A 22,306-nucleotide genomic window follows, 5' to 3' on the forward strand; every position below is an offset into this window, starting at 1 on the left:
ACGCTGACCCCTCCTGAACAGCGTTGACACGTTCCTGACGTAAAAACGAAGAACGTGATGATGACTGAGTTCAGTTAGTTTTTGACCTCTTCCACGCGCATTTCATTCATTTGTTGAGGATCGATGGTGTTGCCTTTTTTCAGGTAATCAATCACCGCATTGGATAGGTTGTATCCACCGCTCACCTTCTTATTTTTACCCTCGGTAAATGCCATGAAACCATCACCGCCTGGTGCGAGGAAGCTGTTGGTGGCTACACGATAGGTTTGCGTATCGACAATCGGTTTGCCGTTGAGCGTGAACGTTGTTACGCGCTGGCCGACGGGTTGGCGTTGGTCATAGCGCATTTCCGCCCCTTTCGACATCTGCAATACCCCATTACTCAGAGACGCCCCGTGTTCCATCAGGCTGCGCAAGGATTTGCCGGTTAAATCCATCACGGTCAGTTCATTTGGGAACGGGAATGTGCTGATGATATCGCCAAGCGTAATCGTGCCAGGATGGAGATCGGCGCGCAGTCCGCCAGAATTGGTTAACGCGATTTGTGCATCAGGAGCGGCGGCTAACATCGCGTCGGTAAACAGATTACCCAGCGGTGAGGATTCTCCATACGCCCGGGTCAGCGCGACAGGCGTTTCACCCATCTTTTGGCTCACGGTTTCAGCGAGCTTTTTATTCCAGCCGTCAATAACCTGCTGAGTGATGGCATCGGGTTTCCACTCGTCCGCATAAATCGTTTTCAGTTCAAAGCTTTTTACTGTGTGATGATGCGTTTTTGTATTCACATCCAGCACGAGTTTCCCGATATCAATGCCGCCGCTGTCCGTTGAAAGGATGAGCGTATTGCCCACTTTAATCGGTTCAGGGGTACCCACATGTGCATGGCCGGTAATGAGAAGGTCGAGACCTTTCACCTGTTTTGCCGTCTGAATATCTTTATCAAGAGCACGCCTCACATCCGTATTACCAATACTGGACTGGCGCGCCGGTGTGCCTTCGTGCATTAACGCGACGGTGATATCCACTTTGCCGCGAAGTTCATCCAGATAACGCTGCAAATATTTAATTTCGTCACGCGCTTCAATGCCCTGACGCATCGAGGCGGAAACGGTATCATCAAAGGCAAATACACCGTGTAAACCGATAACACCTATTTTAATTCCGTCTTTTTCCAGAATGGTATAAGGCTTACTCCAGAAAGGCAGGTTGCTGTTCTGGAAAAATACGTTGCCTAATAAAATAGGGAATTTTGCCTGGCTGAATTGTAATAGCGTATTATCCCAGCCATGATCAAATTCATGATTTCCGACGGACGCTGCATCTATCGACATGGTATTCATAATGTCTATGATCGCTTTTCCCTTTGTCAAACTACTGATCCAGGGGCCGGTAAAGTAATCCCCGGCGTCAAAATAGAATGTCGCTTTGTTCTTTTGCTTTTCTTGTTTTACCAGCGTGGCAATGTTTGCAAAACCACCCACAGCGCGTTTGCCGTCGGCAACGTACGGGAGTTTGTAAGGCTCAACGTGAGCATGAAGGTCATTGGTATAAATGACAGTGATATCTTGCGCGGCGCTATAGTTAACGTATCCCGCGATGAATAATGAGGTCAGCAATATCTTTTTCATTCTTTATCCTTAAGCCAATAATGAGAGTGCTATTTTTAGTTTCTGTTTACATGGATATTGTGAAGCGCCTCACGACAATGAACAGGAATGTTCGTCAATATCCTTCAACTGACAATATCTGTTGGTCGAGTGAAATGGAAAATACGCCTGAAATACGCCTCAATGTGTGTAAAAGTTGGTCATGTCCTAATCTTGGCGTTTCGGGTGCGACTGACTATTCGTATCCTGTTTATCGATTGGGCTATGCGGCACTTGAATGTAATAAGTGTGGCAGCCTCCCGCCTCTATTTAATGAGGGCGAATTTAATCATTGGTTTTCGCGGTTAATAAAAAATAAACCCGCGTCAGGCGGGCTGAAATGTCCGTGCTGTTGTTCGACAGCGGTAATTCGCTATGGCCGAACGAGTGCGGGAAATCCGCGATTCCAGTGCAGGGGCTGTCAAGGGGTATTTACGCCACGGAAAACAAAGGTCTGTGATGAACGCGCTATCGAGGAGTTTCTGTCACGACTTCATCAGGGCGACTATGTGGCGGAAACCTCGCAATATCGGCTCCTGGAAAAAGTGGCTCGCATGTGTGAGCAACGGTTGTATCACTCAGTCAGTGACGTTAAACACGTCGCGACGGCTTTTCTGGTATTGCCTTTCCAGGGGCAGACTGCAGAGCAACACCTGTATATCGTCATCAGTGCGGATGCCCGTTCTGGTCGAGTTCTCCAGATAACGACCAATTACAGTGACGAAGTGGTGGGGGACACATTGCGTTATAAAGATGCCGTTGCGCCAGCGTTGACGAGGTTTCCCGTTTGTAGTGAGGAACATATTCGCCGGCAGGAATTGCAGTTTATGCAACGAAGCCAGTTTGATGAGATTCATTACGGTCATGCGCAACTGAAGCGTAACGATCGCGGTTGTATCCTGCGCCCTGTGATGGCGATTCACGGTCATTTCCAGCGGTTGAAACAATACTATCCTGCCATTACCGAACACTATCTTGCACATGAGTGCGTGTTACGGGGGGCGGCGATTACCGCCTGGTCAGAAGAAGTGCGACGTGGCGTTACACATCTCTGGTTTGTGGTTGAAGACGGCAATCCCCAACTGGATACAGACTCTGAGTACAGACAATCAGGGACCTGGAATGTCGGGTGGTGGAAAAACGTCTGGCAGCGGTGGAGCGCAGCGAAGGGTGAAAAAGTGATTTGCTCGCTGACCGGGCAGCCGCAGGCCGGGAATATTGAGGCAGTGTCCCTTAGCGCTTGCGAAGAATTTATTCGCTGGCTACAGGCGCACCCGTGGTCGTCACGTCATTCAGGATGTGGCCCGAAGGTGATAAGTCGCCATTTAGTGTGTCTCGCGCATTTGTACAATGAACATCGGCGGTATTAGTCTGCCTGTCGGCAATTCACGACAAACAAGGGTTAGCGGTGTCTCCAAAAGGAGACGTTTAACTAATTGATTTTTATTGGGTGTTCTGAGTTTGATATTGGGCGTCTCTTTTTGACGACATAAAGGCGAATTTTCATGCACATTGGCTTTACTGCTTTTTTGTCGTAAAATTAAATAAAATCATGATGTTAAAATAATCATTTAACTATTGGCATGGTTTCTGCATAATACTAAGCAGTGGCTCATTCACCTTCTTATGTCAGCCCCTTCGGGACGTGCTACATAAACTTCGAATGACGCACAACAAGGTGCCTGCCGTCCAACATCTGATAATAGCGCTGCTTTATCAACCATCGGGCGAAACGTCGAGTTAGGCACCGCCTTATTCCATAACAGAGCCGGGTTAAGCCCGGCTTTGTTGTATCTGAGGTTTCCCTCAGTTAGCATCCTTCTATTCGTCTCCGATGAGAGTAACGCTTTGAAGCGCTGGTCTGTATTTCCCCGGTCATTACGCCAATTGGTTATGCTGGCATTCCTGCTGATCCTGCTTCCTTTATTGGTGCTGGCGTGGCAGGCATGGCAAAGTCTCAACGCCCTGAGTGCGCAGGCGGCGCTCACCAACCGCACAACCCTGATTGATGCTCGTCGTAGCGAGGCGATGACCAATGCGGCGCTCGGGATGGAACGCAGTTATCGTCAGTACTGTGTGCTGGACGATCCTACGCTGGCGAAGGTCTATCACGGCCAACGAAAGCGCTACAGTGAAATGCTGGACGCGCATGCCGGCGTATTGCCGGATGACAAACTTTATCAGGCATTGCGTCAGGATCTGAACGCGCTTACCCAACTACGCTGTACAAACAGCGGCCCGGATGCGGCGGCAGCGGCGAGCCTGGAAGCCTTTGCTCACGCCAACACCGAGATGGTGCAGGCAACGCGAACCGTTATTTTCTCTCGCGGCCAACAGCTACAGCAGGAAATAGCCGAGCGTGGACAGTTCTTTGGCTGGCAGGCGCTGGTGCTGTTTTTGGTCAGTCTGGCCATGGTGCTGCTCTTCACCCGCATGATCATTGGGCCGGTAAAGGGGATTGAGCGGATGATCAATCGACTGGGAGAAGGGCGTTCGCTGGGGAATGACGTTTCGTTTACCGGCCCCCGTGAACTACGCTCAGTGGGCCAACGTATTATCTGGTTGAGCGAGCGTTTGTCCTGGCTTGAATCACAACGTCACCAATTTTTACGCCATCTCTCACATGAACTGAAAACGCCGCTGGCCAGTATGCGCGAGGGCACAGAGCTGTTGGCCGATCAGGTTGTGGGGCCGCTGACGCCTGAGCAAAAAGAGGTGGTCGGTATTCTCGACAACAGCAGTCGTAACTTACAGAAGTTGATTGAGCAACTGCTTGATTACAACAGAAAACTGGCAGATAGCGCCATTGAACTGGAAAGCGTTGAGATTGAACCGCTGGTCGATATGGTGGTTTCTGCTCACAGTTTGCCAGCCCGCGCTAAAATGATGCATACCGACGTCAGACTGGATGCGAATACGTGCCTGGCGGAGCCGATGCTATTGATGAGCGTGCTGGACAATCTTTACTCCAATGCGGTGCACTATGGTGCTGAATCCGGTAACATTTGTATCAGTAGCCGTCTGCAGGGTGCCACGGTACATATTGATGTCACAAATACCGGTACCCCGATTCCAGAAACAGAAAGAGCCATGATTTTCGAGCCGTTTTTTCAGGGTAGCCATCAGAGAAAAGGGGCTGTGAAGGGCAGCGGGCTGGGATTAAGCATCGCCAGGGACTGTATCCGTCGTATGCAGGGAGAACTTTATCTGGTCGATGAGAATGCGCAAGAGGTGTGTTTCCGCATAGAGCTGCCGCTATCTGCATCGAAAAACCATTAAAAATGAAGCTAAGTCTGGTGAGTATGCCACACGTTTTTGTTCGAGTGTTTAAACGACTTTTTTCCCGCCGGGTGTTAATCGCGAGCGTGCCGTGTCTGGCGCTGATGGGGTGCGCCCCGCACGCGGCTAAACATCTCGTCGGCGATCCGACTCAGGAAAAAATCCCGCCATATCAACTGGCGGACTACCTTTCTACCGAGTGTGCTGACATCTGGTCATTACACGGGAAGTCCACGGAGAGCAATCCGCTTTACTGGCTGCGGGCGGTTGACTGCGCCGATCGTCTGCTGCCGATTCAGTCGCGTAACGAGGCGCGCGCGCTTGAGGATGACTCCTGGCAAAGTGCCTTTAAGCGTGGGATCTTACTGGCGGATGCCAAAATATCGCCCATTGAGCGACGCGTTGCCGTTACCCAACTGGATGCCCTGAGCTCGCAGATCCCCGCGCAGGTTCGCCCTCTTTATCAACTTTGGCGTGATGGGCAGATGCTGCAATTACAGCTTGCCGAAGAGCGGCAACGTTACAGCAAGCTTCAGCAAACGACGGACAGCGAACTCGACACGTTGCGTCAGCAGCATCAGCATTTACAGACGCAGCTCGATCTCACGACCCGCAAGCTGGAGAATTTGACCGATATTGAGCGCCAGCTTTCCGCGCGTAAACCCGCCGGTAACTACAATCCTGACACGACGCGCGGCAACGACAAACCAGACGAAACGACGCCAGCGTCATCACAAGATGAGGTAACGCCATGATCAGCCGCAAACCGGCGCATTTACTGCTCGTGGATGACGATCCGGGCCTGTTAAAACTGCTCGGGATGCGACTGACCAGCGAAGGTTACAGTGTCGTCACGGCAGAAAGCGGCCAGGAAGGGTTGCGCGTACTGAATCGTGAAAAAGTGGATTTGGTGATAAGCGACCTGCGTATGGACGAAATGGACGGTATGCAGCTGTTTGTTGAGATCCAGAAAGTACAGCCGGGTATGCCGGTCATTATTTTGACCGCGCACGGTTCGATTCCCGATGCGGTAGCCGCAACTCAGCAAGGCGTTTTCAGCTTTCTGACCAAGCCGGTAGACAAAGACGCGTTATATAAGGCGATCGACGAAGCGCTGGAGCAGTCGGCCCCCGCGACGGATGATCGCTGGCGCGAATCTATCGTCACCCGTAGCCCCTTAATGCTGCGCGTGCTGGAGCAGGCGCGCATGGTGGCGCAGTCGGATGTCAGCGTCCTGATTAACGGACAAAGCGGCACCGGGAAAGAGATCTTCGCACAGGCGATTCATAACGCCAGTCCGCGCAGCAGCAAACCGTTTATTGCGATTAACTGCGGCGCATTGCCGGAGCAGTTGCTGGAGTCTGAATTGTTTGGTCACGCGCGCGGGGCATTTACCGGCGCGGTAAGCAATCGCGAAGGGCTGTTCCAGGCGGCAGAAGGCGGCACGCTGTTTCTGGATGAGATTGGCGACATGCCCGCGCCGCTACAGGTCAAACTGCTGCGTGTCCTGCAGGAGCGCAAAGTCAGGCCGCTCGGTAGCAATCGCGATATCGACATTGATGTGCGGATCATTTCTGCTACCCACCGCGATCTGCCCAAAGCGATGACGCGGGGCGAATTCCGTGAAGATTTATACTATCGCCTGAACGTGGTGAGCCTGAAAATTCCCGCGCTGGCCGAGCGTGCGGAGGACATTCCGCTGCTGGCGAATTATCTGCTGCGTCAGTCGGCAGAGCGGCATAAACCGTTCGTACGCGCTTTTTCAACGGATGCGATGAAACGGCTAATGACGGCAGGGTGGCCGGGGAATGTCCGTCAACTGGTGAACGTTATCGAACAATGCGTGGCGCTCACCTCTTCGCCAGTGATCAGTGATGCGCTGGTGGAACAAGCGCTGGAAGGGGAGAATACGGCGCTGCCAACCTTCGTTGAAGCACGTAACCAGTTTGAGCTTAACTATCTGCGAAAACTGCTGCAAATCACCAAAGGCAATGTGACCCATGCAGCGAGAATGGCCGGGCGCAACAGAACCGAATTCTATAAATTACTCTCCCGTCACGAGCTGGATGCAAACGACTTCAAAGAGTAGTTTTGATGCCGTAAAGTAACGTGAATTGTGGTACGGTAACCCGATTAAAAGACAGGCGACCTTTTCAAGGAATAGCATGAAAAAGATTGATGCGATTATTAAACCCTTCAAGCTGGACGATGTCCGTGAGGCGTTGGCAGAGGTGGGTATCACCGGTATGACGGTTACGGAAGTGAAAGGTTTTGGCCGCCAGAAAGGCCATACCGAGCTGTACCGTGGCGCGGAATATATGGTGGATTTTCTGCCGAAGGTAAAAATTGAAATTGTGGTGACTGACGACATCGTAGACACCTGCGTTGACACTATTATTCGTACTGCGCAGACGGGTAAAATCGGCGACGGTAAGATCTTTGTCTTTGACGTGGCTCGCGTGATCCGTATCCGTACTGGCGAAGAAGACGACGCGGCGATTTAACGCCGCGTGCGTTTTGCCCGATGGCGGCGTTGCTTTATCCGGCCTACAGGGTTTTGTTCTCCGTAGGCCTGATACGCGAAGCGCCACCAGGCGATTTACAACTACAGCACCTTATGCGGGCCAAAACATTCGTAATGAATGTTTTCGTTTTTCACACCGAGATTCACCAGTTGCTTCGCAGCAAATTGCATAAAGCCGACCGGCCCGCAGAGATAAAACTGCATTGCCGGATCGCTGATTGCGCCTTCAAGTTTGTTTAAATCCATCAGACCCACGCTATCAAACCCGCCTTTGGCGCGATCGTCTGCGCTCGGCTCACGATACCAGGTATGTGCGGTAAAGCGCGGCAGCGTTTTGCCCAGTTCGCTTACTTCATCGGCAAAGGCATGTACGTCGCCATTTTCCGCCGCGTGGAACCAGTTCACCTGTGCGGTGTGATGCGCTTTCGCCAGCGTGTCCAGCATCGCCAGCATTGGCGTTTGCCCGACGCCTGCGGAAATCAGAGAAACAGGGGTATCGTTGGCAACGGCCATAAAGAAATCACCCGCCGGGGCCGCTAAATGCACCACGTCGCCCACGTTTGCATGGTTGTGCAGCCAGGTTGAAACCTGACCGCCATCTTCGCGCTTAACGGCGATACGATAGCCTTTGCCATCCGGCTTGCGGGTCAGTGAATACTGACGAATCTCCTGATGCGGGAAACCTTCCGGCTTCAGCCAGACTCCCAGATATTGCCCAGGTTGGTACTCTGCGACGGCGCCACCATCGACAGGCTCGAACTCAAAACTGGTAATCAGCGCGCTACGCGGGGTTTTATTCACGATACGGAACGGACGCGTCCCTTCCCAGCCGCCGGTTTTGCCTGCGTTCTCGCTGTAGATTTGCGCTTCGCGATTGATAAAGACGTTAGCCAGGACACCGTAGGCTTTTCCCCACGCGTCCAGCACTTCCTGACCTGGGCTAAACATCTCATCCAGCGTGGCCAGCAGATGCGCGCCCACAATGTTGTATTGCTCTGGTTTGATCTGGAAACTGGTGTGCTTCTGCGCAATTTTCTCGACCGCAGGCAGCAGGGCCGGCAGGTTTTCAATATTGCTGGCATAAGCGGCAATCGCATTAAACAACGCTTCGCGTTGATCGCCATTGCGTTGATTACTCATGTTAAAAATTTCTTTGAGTTCAGGATTATGCGTAAACATGCGATCGTAGAAATGGGCGGTCAGTTTAGGACCCGTTTCAACCAGCAGGGGAATGGTGGCTTTTACAGTGGCGATAGTTTGGGCGTCAAGCATGCGGGCTTCCTTTTAATTAAATCTTTAATGATGCATATCAAATGCATCTTATAAAAATACCCCTGCATTGTAAATGGTTCTTTGTGATTTTGCGCTTGTAACGTTACAAAATGAAAAGTATGCATCACAAACCTGAAAAGAATTCCGCTAAAATCCATAAGACCTTAATTCGGCAAAGCCTTGTACCGCCTGAAGGTAATCGTTTGCGTAAAATCCTTTGTCAAGACCTGTTATCAATGAATGATTCAGTTATACTGTTGGTCGTTGTCCAACGGGACTGCCTTTTAAGGCCAAATTTTATCGTTAGCTGAGTCAGGAGATGCGGATGTTAAAGCGTGAAATGAACATTGCCGATTATGATGCCGAACTGTGGCAGGCTATGGAGCAGGAAAAAGTACGTCAGGAAGAGCATATCGAACTGATCGCCTCCGAAAACTACACCAGTCCGCGCGTCATGCAAGCGCAGGGTTCTCAGCTGACCAACAAATATGCTGAAGGATATCCGGGCAAACGCTACTACGGCGGTTGCGAATATGTGGATGTCGTCGAGCAACTGGCGATCGACCGCGCGAAAGAACTGTTTGGCGCTGATTACGCTAACGTCCAGCCGCACTCTGGCTCTCAGGCAAACTTCGCGGTCTACACCGCGCTGCTGCAGCCGGGCGATACCGTGCTGGGGATGAACCTGGCGCAGGGCGGTCACCTGACTCACGGTTCTCCGGTTAACTTCTCCGGTAAGCTGTATAACATCGTGCCTTACGGCATTGATGAGTCCGGTAAAATTGACTACGCCGACATGGCGAAGCAGGCTCAGGCCCACAAACCAAAAATGATTATCGGCGGTTTCTCTGCCTATTCCGGTATCGTTGACTGGGCAAAAATGCGTGAAATCGCAGACAGCGTTGGCGCGTACCTGTTCGTCGACATGGCGCACGTTGCGGGTCTGATTGCCGCTGGCGTTTATCCGAACCCGGTTCCGCACGCTCACGTTGTCACCACCACCACCCACAAAACGCTGGCTGGCCCGCGCGGTGGTCTGATCCTGGCAAAAGACGGCAGCGAAGAGCTGTACAAAAAACTGAACTCCGCAGTGTTCCCAAGCGCTCAGGGCGGCCCGCTGATGCACGTTATCGCAGCGAAAGCCGTGGCGCTGAAAGAGGCGATGGAGCCTGAGTTCAAAACCTACCAGCAGCAAGTCGCGAAAAACGCCAAAGCGATGGTGGAAGTGTTCCTGAACCGTGGCTACAAAGTGGTGTCTGGCGGTACTGAGAACCACCTGTTCCTGCTGGATCTGGTCGACAAAAACCTGACCGGTAAAGAAGCAGACGCAGCCCTGGGCCGCGCCAACATCACCGTCAACAAAAACAGCGTACCAAACGATCCGAAGAGCCCGTTCGTGACTTCCGGCATCCGTATCGGTTCTCCGGCTGTGACACGTCGCGGCTTTAAAGAAGCAGAAGTGAAAGAGCTGGCTGGCTGGATGTGTGACGTGCTGGACAACATCAACGACGAAGCGGTTATCGAACGTATTAAAGGTAAAGTGCTGGATATCTGCGCACGTTTCCCTGTTTACGCGTAATTCTGCTTTCAGAAAAAACAAAGGCCGCGAAAGCGGCCTTTTTTGCATTTAATGATCATCCCTGAATAGCGTTGACACGTTCCTGACGCAGCGCCCAATGCTTTACGGCTGCGAATTTCGCCCATGCACAATACGGCGACGATGCCTGGCTAAATGTGGGATATTCCGGCTGGGGCGGGAAGGCGGTGATACGGCGTGACGTGATGCACGTCACGCTTTTGGCGCAAACTCCGTGGCTGATGCTGTTCAGAATGTCGGGTGGCGGGTTCCGTTGTCTTGAACCGCAGTCGCATCCGGTCAACGCCCATAATCTGGCGGGGCAACCGGGATTGCGGGTCTTAGCTCGGGGGGGAACGCAGTCATTTCGCCATGCAAATCATCGTCGATTAGCGTAAAAGCACATGTTATATCACTGTTAATACTCACTTGCGCCAGCCGGCGTTTATCGCCAGACTATCGCCTCCTAACGGGAGGGAATCATGGTTTTGCACTCCACGCGCTGGCTGGCGCTCGCTTATTTCACCTACTTCTTTAGCTACGGTATTTTTTTACCTTTCTGGAGCGTCTGGCTCAAAGGTCTGGGATTAACGCCTGAAACTATTGGTCTTCTGCTGGGCGCAGGGCTGGTGGCGCGTTTCCTTGGCAGTCTGGTGATTGCCCCTCGCGTGAGCGATCCTTCTCGTCTGATTTCAGCGTTGCGTGTATTGGGCTTGCTGACGCTGGTCTTTGCCCTGGCGTTTTGGGCAGGCACACACGTTGCGTGGCTGATGGTGGTGATGGTCGGTTTTAACCTCTTCTTCTCACCGCTGGTGCCGTTGACGGATGCGCTGGCAAACACCTGGCAAAAACAGATAACGATGGACTATGGTCGGGTCAGACTGTGGGGGTCGATTGCATTTGTGATTGGTTCCGCGCTGACCGGTAAGCTGGTGAGCTTGTTTGACTATCAGGTCATTCTCGCACTGCTGAGTCTTGGCGTGGCGTCTATGCTGTTGGGCATGCTGTTGCGCCCAAGCGTATTACCGCAAGGGGAAAGTCGTCACCAGGAGAGCGCTGGCTGGCCAGCCTGGCGCGCGTTGATAACACAAAGCTGGCGCTTTCTGGCCTGTGTAAGCCTGTTGCAGGGGGCGCACGCCGCGTATTACGGCTTTAGCGCGATTTACTGGCAGGGGGCGGGGTATTCCGCGTCGGCAGTCGGCTATTTATGGTCGCTGGGTGTGGTCGCGGAAGTCATCATCTTTGCGCTCAGTAATACGCTGTTCCGTCGTTTTAGCGCCCGTGATTTGTTACTGCTTTCCACCGTTTGTGGGGTGGTACGCTGGAGTTTGATGGGCTGGAGCACCGCGTTGCCGTGGCTGATAGTGGTGCAGATCCTGCACTGCGGTACTTTTACCGTTTGCCACCTGGCGGCGATGCGCTACATTGCCGCGCGTCAGGGGAGCGAAGTTATTCGTTTGCAGGCCATCTATTCCGCCGTGGCAATGGGCGGGAGTATTGCCATCATGACCGTCTTTGCCGGGTACCTCTACCAACATCTGGGGAGCGGCGTGTTCTGGGTGATGGCGCTGGTGGCGCTGCCCGCGATAGCCATTCGGCCAAAAGTGGCAGCGCGTTCGCCAGCGCTATGATTCGAGTATACGGCGGATCTGCTGTTGCTGATGCGTCGTTAACGCCTGCTCGGCATGAATCAGCGGGGGGGAAAAGAGCGGCAGCGGCGTAGTGTAGGGGGTGACAATCAGCGTCACTCCTCGCAGCGAACCCTCTTTTTGAAACGCCAGCATGGGCATACGTTTAATATTGAGCGGCAGAAGCGTGAGTTCACGCAGTTGCTGCTCAATGTCTTCCTCGCGATTTTTGTCATTGCCCGTCAGAAGAACAATTTGTTTTTCGTGCAGATCGTTTTCCTGCATCAGCCATGCGCCGAAAATCACCGCGACCAGTCCGGCCTCTTCTTCAGAAAACTGCACATTGTATTCCGCCTCAAGTCCACTGAGCGCATCGCGGGTGGTGCGCACCAGTCGCGGGTAAAGCTTTGCGAACTCTTCAGGCAACGTGTTATCGATACCGATAGCGAACATGCTGCGGTGCAGTGCCTGTGCGAGATGGACGTAGAGCTGATCGTGCAGCCCTTGTTCGTCATTGAAGCGGGTGTTGCCCATCTCTCTAAAGCGCAGCACCAGTCTGGCGACGGCCAGGCGTAGCTGTCGATCCTGCTGATGGTTGTCGCGGATGGGATCAGGGATGCGAATCATTGAAAACAGCAGGGCGATAAACAGAGCCTCATTCAATGGCGCATTTTGCATCACGCGGCGTTGCCAGTGACGGCCAATCTCCAGCGCAAGCTGATACTCTGCGCAAGATTGCGCCCACCGTTGCTGTATCGGGTTAAACTCCGGGGAGATACCCGCATGGTGTTGCAACAGGCAATACTGCAAAAACAGCCGCAAAAACTGGATATCACGGCACTCAAACGGTTTTTGCAACCGCCGCGAGCAGAGATTAATCAGCGCATGAAGATTCGTATCATCATATAACGTGCGCGCAATCCCTCGCTGTTTAAGCTCGGTTTTCAGCGCATGCGTAAACTGTTGCGTAACAAACGTCGGACACAGCCGTAGACCGCGCCGTAACCACTGTGCCAGGCACAAACGTTGATTGAGCGCTGAACCTTCAATCCGGTAGCGACCGTTTTGACCAGTGGTGATGGTGAGCTGATGATAGCGCTGGATCTCCAGGCGGGTTTCGGTGATATCCTCACGAAGAATCTCATCATCAACGCCATTTAGCGCGCTGAGGGTTTCCGCAGTGGCATTTTGCCCCGGCTGGAAAAGCGTCAGTAGCACCTGGCAGCGGCGCTGGGGACCGGAAAATACAGATGGTGTAGTGAGTGTTGGCATCATCCGTCTGGCCTCCCGTTAGTATGTTAGATAAGGATAGCTAAAGTTTTCCTGTGAAAGTGGGGATAAGGGCGCTTTAGGCCAGGAATGCTGAAGAACATCACAGAATTTTTAACGTGAGGAAGAGATGCAGGCAGTGAAACGCAGCGTTTTGACGATATTTCTGGCAGTTTACTCTTTTGCCGTGGGGGCGCACCCGCACAGCTTTATTCGGCTGCAAACACAGATCGTTAGCGAAAATGACCAGTTTGTGGCGTTGAAAATGCGCTGGACGATGGATGAAATCACTTCAGCCGATCTGCTTTATGACGCGGGTAATGCGAAACCGGGTTCGGATATCTGGAAAAAGCTGGCCGCGGAAGTGATGGCCAACGTGCTCGGACAGCATTATTTCACTGAGGTCTGGCATTGCGGACAAAAGGTGACGTTTAAAAATCGACCCACAGAATATGGGATGGCGCGTGAAGGCCATCAGGCAGTGCTGACCTTTGTGTTGCCGCTGGCACAGCCGCAGCCATTACACGGACAGACGTATACAATTTCGACCTTTGATCCGGGTTATTATGTCGACATGAGCTACGAAAAGGACAGCGATGCGACACTGCCGTCGACATTGAGCACGCAGTGCCAGATAGTGATGCACACGCCAACGCCCAATGAAGAGACGCTGAGCTTTGCCCAGTCGCTCGATAAAGAAGACGCCCCGCCGGAGGATATGAATTTGGGCCAGCAGTTTGCGCAGAAGGTGACGCTGACATGTCAGTAATCCCCTTGTCACGTCATCGCCCACGACGCTGGCGGGTATTGTGGCCGCTGGCGCTCTTTGTATTACTGGCCATCGGCGGCGGATTTTGTTTGTGGCAGAACTGGCCGCAGGTGATGGTGAAAAGTGCTCTCTGGCAAAGAGAGGTGAACCAGCAGATAAGCGGTTTGCTGAAAGCGGTGGCAGAGAACCCGACACAGGCAGGCGGTTCGCTGCTGTTGTTTAGTTTTACCTATGGCGTTCTGCATGCACTGGGGCCGGGGCATGGAAAAGTGGTGATCGCCACCTGGCTGGCGACGCATCCCTCAAAGCTGAAATCCAGTATCGGCCTGACGCTGGCGTCCTCCTTGTTACAGGGGCTGGTGGCGATTGGGCTGGTGGTTGTGGTGCTCACGGTACTGCAACTGCCCGCACGACAACTGCATATGAGCAGTTTCTGGCTGGAGAAAGGAAGCTATGCGTTGGTTGGCGTGCTGGGTATTTTACTCTGCTGGCGGGCGTTGAAAAAATTACGCATGCTACTGCGTCGACCGAAATTTACCGCGTTTACGCCGCACCATGAGCATCATGAAAACTGTGGCTGCGGACACCAACATTTGCCTAATCCCGAACAGATGCAGAGCGGGGATGACTGGCGCGCACGGCTGATGATTATTCTGTCGATGGGGATGCGTCCCTGTTCCGGCGCGATCATGGTGCTACTGTTCAGCAAAGTGATTGGCGTCTTTAGTTGGGGGATGGCATCGGCGCTGGCGATGGCGGCAGGCACCTCGTTAACGATAACTTCTCTGGCGGTTCTGGTGCACAGTTTTCGAACGCTGGCGGTCAGGCTGAGCGGTAACAGAACGCCGGTATTATGGCGACAGGTTGGCTGGACAACGCTGGCATTAGCTGGCGGTGCGGTGCTTATTGTTGCGGCGGTGGTGATGTGGGTAAGCGCGGTGCCGGTGGGAAGGGGATTACGACCGTTTTAAGATTGCCGGATGGCGCTTCGCTTATCCGGCCTACATCATCGTAGGCTCGGTAAGCGCAGCGCCACCGGGCAACACAAACTGAATTAACGCTTCAGCGCCTCGCTCAGTTCTTCACGCATATTCGCCAGCATCGCTTTCACGACGCGTGGGTTGCCTGCGACGATGTTGCCGGTCGTCATATAGTTATGACCGCCAGTAAAATCGCACACCAGCGCGCCTGCTTCACGGGCAATCAGTTCACCTGCGGCAAAATCCCACGGCTTGAGGCCGATTTCGAAGTAACCGTCAACGCGAGCGGCGGCGACATAGGCCAGATCCAGCGCAGCGGAACCGGTGCGACGGAAGTCAGCGCATTCGGTATACATTTTGCCGAGGATATTCATGTAAGAGGTGGCGTGCTGTTTGGCTTTGAACGGGAAGCCGGTGGCAATAATGGTGCCATCCAGATCGCGAGCGCTGCTGCCGCGCAGACGATAGCCGTTCAGCTGTGCGCCCTGACCGCGAGTGGCGGTGAACAGTTCGTTACGCATTGGATCGTAAACAACGGCGACTTCAGTACGGCCTTTAATGCGTACTGCGATGGATACCGCGAAGTGCGGCAGGCGTTTTACGAAGTTAGTGGTGCCATCCAGTGGATCGATAACCCATTGAACATCCAAATCTTCACCAACATGTTCACCGCTTTCTTCGGTGATGATGGTGTGCTGAGGGTAAGATTTGCGGATTGTTTCGATAATAATCGCTTCGGCGGCTTTATCGACGTTAGTCACAAAATCATTGCTGCCTTTCTGGCTGGTTTCTACAGAGTCTGGGGTTTCGTAGTGTTTGGCAATTACATTACCCGCCTTGCGCGCTGCGCGCACGGCGATGGTCAGCATCGGATGCATCGGTCTCTCTCACTGGATGTTAAAGAACGGGAAAACGGCGCAGAGTATAGCAGCGGGATCGGAATATGTCTTCGATTTATGATAATATGCCTGAATAATCTTTAGCTGAAGAAAGACAATGCTGCAAAATATTCGAATTGTACTGGTGGAAACCTCCCACACGGGCAACATGGGCTCAGTGGCCCGCGCAATGAAAACCATGGGGCTAACCAATCTGTGGCTGGTGAATCCGTTGGTAAAACCGGACTCCCAGGCCATCGCCCTGGCGGCGGGTGCCAGCGACGTTATCGGCAATGCGCAAATCGTTGACACGCTGGATGAAGCGCTGGCGGGATGCAGCCTGGTCGTAGGCACCAGTGCGCGTTCTCGTACGCTGCCGTGGCCGATGCTTGACCCACGTGAATGCGGTTTAAAAAGCGTAGCCGAAGCCGCGAATACCCCGGTGGCGCTGGTGTTTGGTCGCGAGCGTGTCGGTCTGACCAATGACGAACTGCAAAAGTGTCATTACCATGTCGCGATTGCGGCGAACCCGGAGTACAGCTCGCTTAACCTCGCCATGGCGGTTCAGGTGATCGCCTATGAAGTGCGTATGGCCTGGCTGGCTACGCAGGAATCCGGCGATGCAGTGGAACACGAAGAGACGCCGTATCCGCTGGTGGACGATCTGGAGCGTTTTTATGGCCACCTCGAGCAAACGCTGCTTTCAACCGGCTTTATTCGTGAAGGCCATCCGGGGCAGGTGATGAACAAATTGCGCCGTCTGTTTACCCGCGCGCGTCCGGAAAGCCAGGAATTAAATATTCTGCGCGGGATTCTGGCGTCGATTGAGCAGCAGAATAAAGAAAAGTAAGTGCGAGCGACTGGCCGGGTAAGCGTAGCGCTATCCGGTTACAGAAAATGGCACTGAAGGTTAAATACCTGACTAAAACAGTCAAGTAAATAGTTGACCAATTTAGTCAGGAATGTCAGACTTGGCCCTGCTATGCAATACCCCCATTTTACAATAAAAACCCCGGGCAGGGGCGAGTTTGAGGTTAAGTAAGACATGAGACTGACATCTAAAGGGCGCTATGCCGTGACCGCAATGTTGGACGTTGCGCTCAACTCTGAAGCGGGCCCGGTACCGTTGGCTGATATTTCTGAACGTCAGGGAATCTCCCTTTCTTATCTGGAACAGCTATTTTCGCGTTTGCGGAAAAACGGTCTGGTTTCCAGCGTACGTGGACCTGGCGGCGGTTATCTGCTGGGCAAAGATGCAGGCAGCATCGCAGTAGGTGAAGTGATCAGCGCTGTTGACGAGTCGGTTGATGCGACCCGTTGCCAGGGCAAAGGCGGTTGTCAGGGCGGCGATAAATGCCTGACGCATGCGCTGTGGCGTGATTTGAGTGACCGTCTGACCGGTTTCCTCAACAATATTACCCTGGGCGAACTGGTGAATAACCAGGAAGTTCTGGATGTGTCTGGTCGCCAGCACACCCATGACTCCCCGCGTAGTGCGCGCACACAAGACGCAATTGACGTCAAACTGCGCGCCTAATTTGCCCGTCCTGTTTCGTGCTGCAACACGAACTATTTAGGGCAAAAATTATAAAGATTTCAGAGTCAGGCCGGGGTGTTCGACACCCCGTTAACGCGGTCGTACATCCAGCCGGTTTGCCTGACTCCTTGCATTGAGTGATGTACGGAGTTTAAGAGCAATGAAATTACCGATTTATCTCGATTACTCCGCAACCACGCCGGTGGATCCGCGTGTTGCCGAGAAAATGATGCAGTGTCTGACTCTGGACGGAAACTTTGGTAACCCAGCTTCCCGTTCACACCGTTTTGGCTGGCATGCTGAAGAGGCGGTCGATATCGCCCGTAATCAGATTGCTGACCTGGTGGGTGCCGACTCGCGTGAAATTGTTTTCACCTCCGGTGCAACCGAATCCGACAACCTGGCGATTAAAGGTGCTGCCAACTTTTATCAGAAAAAAGGCAAGCACATCATCACCAGCAAAACCGAACACAAAGCCGTGCTGGATACCTGTCGTCAGCTGGAGCGCGAAGGGTTTGAAGTGACCTACCTGGCGCCGCAGAGCAACGGTATTATCGACCTGAAAGAACTGGAAGCGGCGATGCGTGATGACACCATCCTCGTTTCTATTATGCACGTGAACAACGAAATCGGCGTGGTACAGGATATTGCCACGATCGGCGAAATGTGCCGTGCGCGCGGCATCATCTACCACGTAGACGCCACCCAGAGCGTGGGCAAACTGCCTATCGATCTGAGCCAGTTGAAAGTGGATCTGATGTCCTTTTCCGGCCACAAAATCTATGGCCCGAAAGGCATCGGCGCGCTGTACGTGCGTCGTAAACCGCGTATCCGCATCGAAGCACAGATGCACGGCGGCGGTCACGAGCGCGGTATGCGTTCCGGTACGCTGCCTGTTCACCAGATTGTTGGCATGGGTGAAGCTTACCGTATCGCTAAAGTTGAGATGGAAACTGAGATGGCGCGTCTGCGTGGTCTGCGTAACCGTCTGTGGGAAGGCGTGAAAGATATGGAAGAAGTGTATCTGAACGGCGATCTCGAGCAGGGTGCTCCAAATATTCTTAACGTCAGCTTTAACTACGTTGAAGGCGAATCACTGATTATGGCCCTGAAAGACCTGGCCGTTTCTTCCGGTTCCGCCTGTACGTCTGCAAGCCTCGAACCATCCTACGTGCTGCGCGCGCTGGGGATGACCGACGAGCTGGCACATAGCTCTATCCGTTTCTCTTTAGGTCGTTTTACTACCGAAGAAGAAATTGATTACACCATCGAACTGGTTCGCAAATCCATTGGTCGTCTGCGTGAACTTTCTCCGCTGTGGGACATGTTCAAACAGGGCGTGGATATCAACAGCATCGAATGGTCGCATCATTAATCGGTACCGATAAGGGGAATTCATCATGGCTTACAGCGAAAAAGTAATCGATCATTACGAGAATCCACGTAACGTGGGTTCTTTTGACAACAGCGACGAGAACGTGGGCAGCGGTATGGTGGGTGCACCAGCCTGTGGCGACGTGATGAAGTTGCAGATTAAAGTCAACAATGAAGGTATCATTGAAGACGCGCGTTTCAAGACTTACGGCTGTGGTTCCGCCATTGCCTCCAGCTCCCTGGTCACCGAATGGGTAAAAGGGAAATCGCTGGACGAAGCACAGGCAATTAAAAACACAGACATCGCAGACGAGCTTGAACTGCCGCCAGTGAAAATTCACTGTTCCATCCTGGCAGAAGACGCAATTAAAGCCGCCATTGCGGACTACAAAAGCAAACGTGAAGCAAAATAAAAAGAGTTGAGGTTTTGTTATGTCGATTACACTTAGCGACAGTGCAGCAGCGCGAGTCAATACCTTCCTGGCCAACCGCGGTAAAGGGTTTGGTCTGCGTCTGGGCGTGAGAACCTCTGGCTGCTCGGGTATGGCTTATGTACTGGAATTTGTCGATGAACCGGCGGCTGAAGACACCGTGTTTGAAGACAAAGGCGTAAAAGTAGTGGTCGACGGCAAGAGCCTGCAATTTCTGGACGGTACGCAACTGGACTTCGTAAAAGAAGGTCTGAACGAAGGGTTTAAATTCACTAACCCGAACGTAAAAGACGAATGTGGATGCGGCGAAAGCTTCCACGTGTAACGCGCTTACCGATAACCCCACCGTGGTCGCCTGCGCGTGGGGTTTGTTTTACCTGACTCTCTGTGAAAGAGAATCGCTGCCCTGAGAATGTTATGGACTACTTCACCCTCTTTGGCTTGCCGGCGCAATATCAACTCGATACTCAGGCGCTGAGCCTTCGTTTTCAGGATCTTCAACGTCAGTATCATCCTGATAAATTCGCCAGCGGCACGCAGGCGGAGCAACTCGCTGCCGTACAACACTCCGCCAACATCAACCAGGCCTGGCAAACGTTGCGCCATCCTTTGATGCGTGCCGAATACCTGTTGTCACTGCACGGTTTTGATCTTTCCAGCGAGCAGCACACCGTGCGCGATACCGCGTTCCTGATGGAACAGCTCGAACTGCGTGAAGAGCTTGATGAGATTGAACAGACGAAAGACGAAGCGCGGCTGGAAGGTTTTATCAAGCGTGTGAAAACGATGTTTGAGACCCGCCGTCAACGGATGGTGGAACAGTTAGACAGTGAGACGTGGGATAGTGCGGCAGACACCGTGCGTAAACTGCGTTTTCTCGATAAACTGCAAAGCTCAGCAGAACAACTCGAAGAAAAGCTGCTCGATTTTTAATTTTCGGAAGCGAATATGGCCTTATTACAAATTAGTGAGCCTGGTCTGAGTGCAGCGCCGCACCAGCGTCGTCTGGCGGCGGGCATTGACTTAGGCACCACCAACTCTTTAGTGGCGACCGTGCGTAGCGGACAAGCAGAAACGCTGGCCGATCGCGAAGGCCGTCACCTGTTGCCGTCAGTGGTTCACTATCAGCAGCAGGGCCACACGGTCGGTTACGACGCGCGCACTAATGCTGCGCTGGATACCGCCAACACCATCAGCTCGGTTAAACGTATGATGGGCCGTTCTCTGGCGGACATTCGTGCACGTTATCCGCACCTGCCCTATCAGTTTCAGGCAAGTGAAAACGGCCTGCCGATGATCGAAACTGCGGCAGGATTGTTGAATCCGATACGCGTTTCTGCCGATATCCTGAAAGCGCTGGCGGCGCGGGCAACCGAATCGCTGTCAGGCGAACTGGACGGCGTCGTCATCACGGTTCCGGCGTATTTCGATGACGCACAGCGTCAGGGCACGAAGGACGCCGCGCGTCTGGCGGGCCTGCATGTGCTGCGCCTGCTTAACGAACCCACGGCGGCGGCGATTGCCTACGGCCTGGACTCGGGTAAAGAGGGCGTCATCGCGGTTTATGACCTGGGCGGCGGCACGTTTGATATTTCGATTTTACGTCTGAGTCGCGGAGTGTTCGAAGTGCTGGCGACCGGCGGTGATTCCGCGCTGGGCGGCGATGACTTTGACCACCTGCTGGCGGACTACATCCGCGAACACGCCGGTGTTGCCGACCGTAGCGATAACCGTGTACAGCGCGAACTGCTGGATGCGGCGATTGCGGCAAAAATCGCGCTCAGCGATAGCGATGTTGTCACCGTGAATGTGGCAGGCTGGCAGGGTGACATTACCCGCGAACAGTTTAACGAACTCATTTCCGCTCTGGTCAAACGTACCCTGTTGTCCTGCCGTCGCGCATTGAAAGATGCCGGTGTTGAGGCCCAGGATGTGCTGGAAGTGGTGATGGTCGGCGGTTCCACCCGTGTGCCGCTGGTGCGTGAACGGGTGGGGGAATTCTTTGGTCGTCCGCCGCTGACCTCTATTGACCCGGATAAAGTGGTCGCCATTGGCGCTGCGATTCAGGCCGATATTCTGGTCGGCAATAAGCCGGACAGCGAAATGCTGCTGCTGGATGTGATCCCGCTGTCGCTGGGTCTCGAAACCATGGGCGGCCTGGTGGAAAAAGTGATCCCGCGTAACACCACGATACCGGTGGCGCGTGCGCAGGACTTCACCACCTTTAAAGACGGTCAGACCGCCATGTCTATCCACGTGATGCAGGGTGAACGTGAACTGGTGCAGGATTGCCGTTCGCTGGCACGCTTTGCGTTGCGAGGCATTCCGGCGCTGCCTGCGGGAGGCGCGCATATTCGCGTGACTTTCCAGGTTGATGCCGACGGTTTGCTGAGCGTCACCGCGATGGAGAAATCCACTGGCGTCGAGTCGTCCATTCAGGTTAAGCCTTCGTATGGCCTGACGGACAGCGAAATCGCCTCCATGATCCAGGACTCCATGAGCTTTGCCGAGCAGGATGTAAAAGCCCGTATGCTGGCAGAGCAAAAAGTCGAAGCTGCACGCGTGCTGGAAAGCTTGACCAGCGCGCTCATTGCGGATGCCGCGCTGCTCAGTGCCGCAGAGCGTCAGGTTATCGACGATGCCGCCGCGCACTTGAGCGAGGTTGCACAGGGCGATGATGTTGACGCCATTGAACAAGCCATTAAAAACGTAGACAAACAAACCCAGGAATTCGCCGCTCGCCGTATGGACCAGTCGGTTCGTAGCGCGCTGAAAGGCCAATCCGTGGACGAGGTTTAATATGCCAAAGATTGTTATTCTGCCTCATCAGGATCTCTGTCCCGATGGCGCAGTTCTGGAAGCCGATAGCGGAGAAACCATTCTCGATGTTGCCCTGCGTAACGGAATCGAGATTGAACACGCCTGTGAAAAATCCTGTGCCTGCACCACCTGCCACTGCATCGTGCGCGAAGGTTTCGACTCCCTGGCCGAAAGCTCGGAAGACGAAGACGACATGCTGGACAAGGCCTGGGGACTGGAGCCTGAGAGCCGTTTAGGCTGCCAGGCGCGCGTCACTGACGAAGATTTAGTGGTCGAAATCCCACGTTACACAATCAATCATGCGCGTGAGCATTAACAGAGGG

Annotated in this window: 21 protein-coding genes and 1 pseudogene; 18 read left to right on the forward strand and 4 right to left on the reverse strand. The window is 53.4% G+C overall.

The window, feature by feature from the left end:
* Nucleotides 1–74 precede the first annotated feature (74 nt).
* On the reverse strand, nucleotides 75–1,628 hold the full coding sequence (locus tag ACO7SM_RS05665) for a bifunctional metallophosphatase/5'-nucleotidase (RefSeq protein WP_490470038.1): 1,554 nt from the start codon (nucleotides 1,626–1,628) through the stop codon (nucleotides 75–77).
* Between the two features lie 563 nt (nucleotides 1,629–2,191).
* On the opposite strand from ACO7SM_RS05665, the gene ACO7SM_RS05670 reads away from it, so the two are divergent.
* The 5 genes from ACO7SM_RS05670 (at nucleotide 2,192) to glnB (ending at nucleotide 7,429) form a co-directional block, all read left to right on the forward strand.
* Complete coding sequence (locus tag ACO7SM_RS05670; RefSeq protein WP_490470039.1) at nucleotides 2,192–3,016, forward strand: hypothetical protein; 825 nt, start codon at nucleotides 2,192–2,194, stop codon at nucleotides 3,014–3,016.
* A 478-nt stretch (nucleotides 3,017–3,494) separates the two neighbouring features.
* Complete coding sequence (gene qseE, locus ACO7SM_RS05675) at nucleotides 3,495–4,925, forward strand: two component system sensor histidine kinase QseE/GlrK (RefSeq protein WP_490470040.1); 1,431 nt, start codon at nucleotides 3,495–3,497, stop codon at nucleotides 4,923–4,925.
* Between the two features lie 23 nt (nucleotides 4,926–4,948).
* Nucleotides 4,949–5,680, forward strand: a complete 732-nt coding sequence (gene qseG / locus ACO7SM_RS05680; protein WP_490470041.1) for a two-component system QseEF-associated lipoprotein QseG — start codon at nucleotides 4,949–4,951, stop codon at nucleotides 5,678–5,680.
* The gene (gene glrR / locus ACO7SM_RS05685; protein WP_490470876.1) at nucleotides 5,680–7,014 is read left to right on the forward strand and encodes a two-component system response regulator GlrR; all 1,335 of its coding nucleotides are present in this window, start codon (nucleotides 5,680–5,682) and stop codon (nucleotides 7,012–7,014) included. Before qseG ends, glrR begins: the two co-directional genes overlap by 1 nt.
* A gap of 76 nt (nucleotides 7,015–7,090) precedes the next feature.
* Complete coding sequence (gene glnB / locus ACO7SM_RS05690; protein ID WP_002914032.1) at nucleotides 7,091–7,429, forward strand: nitrogen regulatory protein P-II; 339 nt, start codon at nucleotides 7,091–7,093, stop codon at nucleotides 7,427–7,429.
* 101 nt (nucleotides 7,430–7,530) lie between these two features.
* Here glnB and hmpA read toward each other — a convergent pair whose 3' ends face one another.
* Nucleotides 7,531–8,721 (reverse strand): NO-inducible flavohemoprotein, encoded by a 1,191-nt coding sequence (hmpA, locus tag ACO7SM_RS05695; RefSeq protein WP_490470042.1) that lies wholly within the window; start codon nucleotides 8,719–8,721, stop codon nucleotides 7,531–7,533.
* A 325-nt stretch (nucleotides 8,722–9,046) separates the two neighbouring features.
* Between hmpA and glyA the strand changes: the two genes are divergently transcribed.
* From glyA to ACO7SM_RS05710, 3 genes and pseudogenes are all read left to right on the forward strand, one after another.
* A complete protein-coding gene (gene glyA / locus ACO7SM_RS05700; protein ID WP_192613087.1) occupies nucleotides 9,047–10,300 on the forward strand; it encodes a serine hydroxymethyltransferase in 1,254 nt (417 codons plus the stop codon).
* Between the two features lie 110 nt (nucleotides 10,301–10,410).
* Nucleotides 10,411–10,690, forward strand: a pseudogene (locus ACO7SM_RS05705) (aldose 1-epimerase); the annotation flags it as partial.
* A gap of 89 nt (nucleotides 10,691–10,779) precedes the next feature.
* Complete coding sequence (locus tag ACO7SM_RS05710) at nucleotides 10,780–11,928, forward strand: 3-phenylpropionate MFS transporter (protein ID WP_490470043.1); 1,149 nt, start codon at nucleotides 10,780–10,782, stop codon at nucleotides 11,926–11,928.
* Here the strand turns inward: ACO7SM_RS05710 and csiE are convergent.
* Nucleotides 11,923–13,200, reverse strand: a complete 1,278-nt coding sequence (gene csiE / locus ACO7SM_RS05715) for a stationary phase inducible protein CsiE (RefSeq protein WP_490470044.1) — start codon at nucleotides 13,198–13,200, stop codon at nucleotides 11,923–11,925. The genes ACO7SM_RS05710 and csiE overlap by 6 nt on opposite strands.
* A 124-nt stretch (nucleotides 13,201–13,324) precedes the next feature.
* On the opposite strand from csiE, the gene ACO7SM_RS05720 reads away from it, so the two are divergent.
* A complete protein-coding gene (locus tag ACO7SM_RS05720) occupies nucleotides 13,325–13,963 on the forward strand; it encodes a DUF1007 family protein (RefSeq protein ID WP_490470045.1) in 639 nt (212 codons plus the stop codon).
* Nucleotides 13,954–14,934, forward strand: a complete 981-nt coding sequence (locus tag ACO7SM_RS05725; protein WP_490470046.1) for a nickel/cobalt transporter — start codon at nucleotides 13,954–13,956, stop codon at nucleotides 14,932–14,934. Before ACO7SM_RS05720 ends, ACO7SM_RS05725 begins: the two co-directional genes overlap by 10 nt.
* Before the next feature lie 83 nt (nucleotides 14,935–15,017).
* Here the strand turns inward: ACO7SM_RS05725 and suhB are convergent, their stop codons facing one another.
* Nucleotides 15,018–15,821, reverse strand: a complete 804-nt coding sequence (gene suhB, locus ACO7SM_RS05730) for an inositol-1-monophosphatase (protein WP_490470047.1) — start codon at nucleotides 15,819–15,821, stop codon at nucleotides 15,018–15,020.
* A gap of 118 nt (nucleotides 15,822–15,939) precedes the next feature.
* Here suhB and trmJ point away from each other — a divergent pair, with 118 nt between their 5' ends.
* From trmJ to fdx, 8 genes are all read left to right on the forward strand, one after another.
* On the forward strand, nucleotides 15,940–16,671 hold the full coding sequence (gene trmJ, locus ACO7SM_RS05735; RefSeq protein WP_490470048.1) for a tRNA (cytosine(32)/uridine(32)-2'-O)-methyltransferase TrmJ: 732 nt from the start codon (nucleotides 15,940–15,942) through the stop codon (nucleotides 16,669–16,671).
* 195 nt (nucleotides 16,672–16,866) lie between these two features.
* Nucleotides 16,867–17,358 carry a Fe-S cluster assembly transcriptional regulator IscR gene (gene iscR, locus ACO7SM_RS05740; RefSeq protein WP_490470049.1) on the forward strand — a complete coding sequence of 164 codons (492 nt, stop codon included), beginning with the start codon at nucleotides 16,867–16,869 and terminating at the stop codon, nucleotides 17,356–17,358.
* Nucleotides 17,359–17,518: 160 nt separating this feature from the next.
* Nucleotides 17,519–18,733, forward strand: coding sequence for a cysteine desulfurase (gene iscS, locus ACO7SM_RS05745; protein WP_490470050.1), 1,215 nt, complete (start codon nucleotides 17,519–17,521; stop codon nucleotides 18,731–18,733).
* A 25-nt stretch (nucleotides 18,734–18,758) separates the two neighbouring features.
* The gene (gene iscU, locus ACO7SM_RS05750; RefSeq protein ID WP_002913991.1) at nucleotides 18,759–19,145 is read left to right on the forward strand and encodes a Fe-S cluster assembly scaffold IscU; all 387 of its coding nucleotides are present in this window, start codon (nucleotides 18,759–18,761) and stop codon (nucleotides 19,143–19,145) included.
* A 19-nt stretch (nucleotides 19,146–19,164) separates the two neighbouring features.
* Nucleotides 19,165–19,488, forward strand: a complete 324-nt coding sequence (gene iscA / locus ACO7SM_RS05755; RefSeq protein ID WP_003037681.1) for an iron-sulfur cluster assembly protein IscA — start codon at nucleotides 19,165–19,167, stop codon at nucleotides 19,486–19,488.
* A 92-nt stretch (nucleotides 19,489–19,580) separates the two neighbouring features.
* Complete coding sequence (gene hscB, locus ACO7SM_RS05760) at nucleotides 19,581–20,096, forward strand: co-chaperone HscB (RefSeq protein WP_490470051.1); 516 nt, start codon at nucleotides 19,581–19,583, stop codon at nucleotides 20,094–20,096.
* 15 nt (nucleotides 20,097–20,111) lie between these two features.
* Nucleotides 20,112–21,962 (forward strand): Fe-S protein assembly chaperone HscA, encoded by a 1,851-nt coding sequence (gene hscA / locus ACO7SM_RS05765; protein ID WP_490470052.1) that lies wholly within the window; start codon nucleotides 20,112–20,114, stop codon nucleotides 21,960–21,962.
* Nucleotide 21,963: 1 nt separating this feature from the next.
* Entirely contained in the window at nucleotides 21,964–22,299 is a 336-nt protein-coding gene (fdx, locus tag ACO7SM_RS05770) for an ISC system 2Fe-2S type ferredoxin (protein WP_192613075.1), read from the forward strand.
* Nucleotides 22,300–22,306 lie beyond the last annotated feature (7 nt).

The sequence above is a fragment of the Citrobacter sp. LJND-P06 genome (assembly GCF_058188415.1).

Bases quoted from the DNA above. Each gene is read 5' to 3' on its own strand.
- ACO7SM_RS05665 (WP_490470038.1), bottom strand. From the start codon at position 1,628: ATGAAAAAGATATTGCTGACCTCATTATTCATCGCGGGATACGTTAAC.
- qseG (WP_490470041.1), top strand. From the start codon at position 4,949: ATGCCACACGTTTTTGTTCGAGTGTTTAAACGACTTTTTTCCCGCCGG.
- glnB (WP_002914032.1), top strand. From the start codon at position 7,091: ATGAAAAAGATTGATGCGATTATTAAACCCTTCAAGCTGGACGATGTC.
- hmpA (WP_490470042.1), bottom strand. From the start codon at position 8,721: ATGCTTGACGCCCAAACTATCGCCACTGTAAAAGCCACCATTCCCCTG.
- glyA (WP_192613087.1), top strand. From the start codon at position 9,047: ATGTTAAAGCGTGAAATGAACATTGCCGATTATGATGCCGAACTGTGG.
- ACO7SM_RS05710 (WP_490470043.1), top strand. From the start codon at position 10,780: ATGGTTTTGCACTCCACGCGCTGGCTGGCGCTCGCTTATTTCACCTAC.
- csiE (WP_490470044.1), bottom strand. From the start codon at position 13,200: ATGATGCCAACACTCACTACACCATCTGTATTTTCCGGTCCCCAGCGC.
- ACO7SM_RS05720 (WP_490470045.1), top strand. From the start codon at position 13,325: ATGCAGGCAGTGAAACGCAGCGTTTTGACGATATTTCTGGCAGTTTAC.
- ACO7SM_RS05725 (WP_490470046.1), top strand. From the start codon at position 13,954: ATGTCAGTAATCCCCTTGTCACGTCATCGCCCACGACGCTGGCGGGTA.
- suhB (WP_490470047.1), bottom strand. From the start codon at position 15,821: ATGCATCCGATGCTGACCATCGCCGTGCGCGCAGCGCGCAAGGCGGGT.
- trmJ (WP_490470048.1), top strand. From the start codon at position 15,940: ATGCTGCAAAATATTCGAATTGTACTGGTGGAAACCTCCCACACGGGC.
- iscR (WP_490470049.1), top strand. From the start codon at position 16,867: ATGAGACTGACATCTAAAGGGCGCTATGCCGTGACCGCAATGTTGGAC.
- iscS (WP_490470050.1), top strand. From the start codon at position 17,519: ATGAAATTACCGATTTATCTCGATTACTCCGCAACCACGCCGGTGGAT.
- iscU (WP_002913991.1), top strand. From the start codon at position 18,759: ATGGCTTACAGCGAAAAAGTAATCGATCATTACGAGAATCCACGTAAC.
- iscA (WP_003037681.1), top strand. From the start codon at position 19,165: ATGTCGATTACACTTAGCGACAGTGCAGCAGCGCGAGTCAATACCTTC.
- hscB (WP_490470051.1), top strand. From the start codon at position 19,581: ATGGACTACTTCACCCTCTTTGGCTTGCCGGCGCAATATCAACTCGAT.
- hscA (WP_490470052.1), top strand. From the start codon at position 20,112: ATGGCCTTATTACAAATTAGTGAGCCTGGTCTGAGTGCAGCGCCGCAC.
- fdx (WP_192613075.1), top strand. From the start codon at position 21,964: ATGCCAAAGATTGTTATTCTGCCTCATCAGGATCTCTGTCCCGATGGC.